The following is a 2,457-nucleotide window of genomic DNA, read 5'->3' on the forward strand; positions in this document are numbered from 1 at the left end:
CTTTGAGGATTTTGCTATTTTTGGAGGTAGTGGTGTAGTTTCCGACAAAATTAAGCAAGAACTTTATGATTCTCTTTTACAATAAGTAATTAGTAAAAAGGGTGCCTATGTAACAATCAATTCAAAATAATAGCATATTCTAAATGAGTGATTCAGTCCCCATGGGGTTGGATTGCTTTTTTTTAACAGATAAGAAAGTATATAAAATATCTGCATAATATCTGTCTAGCTTAAGCAACCTTGCCTCTCGGGGTCAAATGGGTAATCACTGCGGTGGCTGAGGATCTGCCTCCTCGCGATTCTCCATTTACCTGTCGAGACAGTATTAGGCGCTTCCACTTTTCTTACTGTAAGTACAAATTAATCGGGTATATATTTAAACAAAATAATCCTAGATATAATATATAGGGACTCCCCCGATTGGAGTGAATAATGATGTTTGTTAAGTTTTCCAATTCTCTCGTTTTCATAGCTTCTTACAAGCGCATCATTAAAATCGCGTCCAAGTAGGTTTGAATATACGTAAGCCAGCTTGTGCATCTCTCTTCTGTTTACTAGACTTTTCAACCCGATTTTAGATTTAATGTTCAGCATATTCAATAATCTTTGCATACGCTTATGATTAATTATATGGTCGTGGCTTACTTTCAGTTCATCAGCCATTCTTTTCACGCCAATGGTGCCTCCAGTAAAATCATATAAGCTCTAGATAGCTATAATATCTTTTGGGTCCTGCTTAAATAGAAACTTTTGAGGTTGTGTAAATTGGTCCTTTTATTTCTTTTCTATCTCCCTTAATCGCTTTAGTTCTTCTGCGTTTTCTATCAAAATAAATTCTCATTGTGTGAGTGAAGGGCTTCTTCTCTATTTTTTCTGCACAGTTTCACCTATCTGTACTATGGGCTGATATGAATTCCTAGTTCATCCTAGATTTCTTGCCTATGACTAATTTTAGCTATACTTCATTTACTGCAGATAATTTTTGTTCAAATGTAAGTTGACGTTTTGAGTTTCCTTCTGAATGCAAACAGGGTGGAGTGTCCCAGTCGAAAGAAGACCCTGTCTTTTCATCACTAAATGGATGTGACTTATTAACATTCGATAGAATAAAAAAATTCGACAGATTCTGACACTATTTTTAACTTCCGTGATATAGAATGTAAAGAATGGAAGATTTTAAATTAATATGGACTAGTTTTAATTAAGTAGATTTACTTATATAAACACGGATAGCATTACCGTATTGGTAAATTTACTTCCATATTTGTCTATTTAATCATTAGTTAATAGCCTAGCTGTACCTAAAATGTAGTGTTAATTACCTGCAATTTGAAATCTGTTAAAACGTGCAAAATAAATCTAATAGGGATTCGTATTTTCTATTTATAGGGAGGTCACGGGGTGAAGAGATTAATTTAATCCAGGAGTTCAGTTAGAAATTAACATTATCATTCCACATTCACTAAATTTTATTTGAATGATAGATTGGTATTAGGTAAGATCAGTATTCATTCACTATCTCAAAACTATTAATTTCTTTAATTTTTTAAAAACTGCTCCTTCACTTTTGTAGTATTGTTTTGAAATATTAGGATATTCAGTAAAAAATAAAAGTAAATAGAATAGTATATTAATAGTAGATTTCACATTATACTTTATTAAAATATAAAATAGGGGTTGCAATTATGAAAATAGTAAAAATTATTTTAAGTGCTTTACTGATCGTAAGTAGCTTAGTTTTTCCACTTTCTACTAGCTATGCAGAAGAAAAGACTAGTAAGGATCTAAATGGTGAAGAGACGGATCAAGTTATCATTTTATTAAAATCCGAGAAAGCTATAGTGAAATTAGCTGCTGAAGATTTGAATGAATTGGAAACGAATGATGAAGAAACTCTTGTAACAGCTAAAGTTCCAGATGGTAAAACTCTAGATGGTTTCATTAAAGAGCTTGAAAGTAATCCAGACGTCGAATATGTAGAACCGGATCACATGTTAGATATTACTTATACTCCGAATGATCCATATTTGTATTATCAATATCATCATGATCGTATAAATTCTAATAAAGCATGGGAACGGACAAAGGGCTCTAGTGATGTTAAGGTAGCAGTTTTAGATGATGGATTTGATACAACCCATGAAGAATTAAGGTATCAAATTCATAGTTATTACAATACTGCTAGTACTTTTAGTACGAACAATCATGGTACGCATGTGTCGGGTATAATTGGTGCATCTATGAACAATTCTACATATGGTAGTGGGGTTGCTCCAGATTCTCAATTAGTACTAATCGATGTATTTGAAACAGATCGAGCGTACACGTCAGATATAATTATGGGTATTTATATTGCAGTAGCTGTAGATGCAGATATTATAAATATGAGCTTAGGTGGTTATTATTATAATTCTTCTTTTGATGCAGCAGTTCAATATGCACATAATAATGGATTAG

General features: G+C 32.5%; 1 protein-coding gene. It reads left to right on the forward strand.

Annotated features, from left to right (window positions below; translation table 11 throughout):
* Positions 1 to 1,685: 1,685 nt before the first annotated feature.
* Positions 1,686 to 2,457, forward strand: a 772-nt coding sequence (locus tag C7437_RS16680) for a S8 family serine peptidase (protein ID WP_146249634.1), incomplete at its 3' end; no start/stop codon positions are given.

The organism is Psychrobacillus insolitus, assembly GCF_003254155.1.
Classification (GTDB): Bacteria; Bacillota; Bacilli; order Bacillales_A; family Planococcaceae; genus Psychrobacillus; species Psychrobacillus insolitus.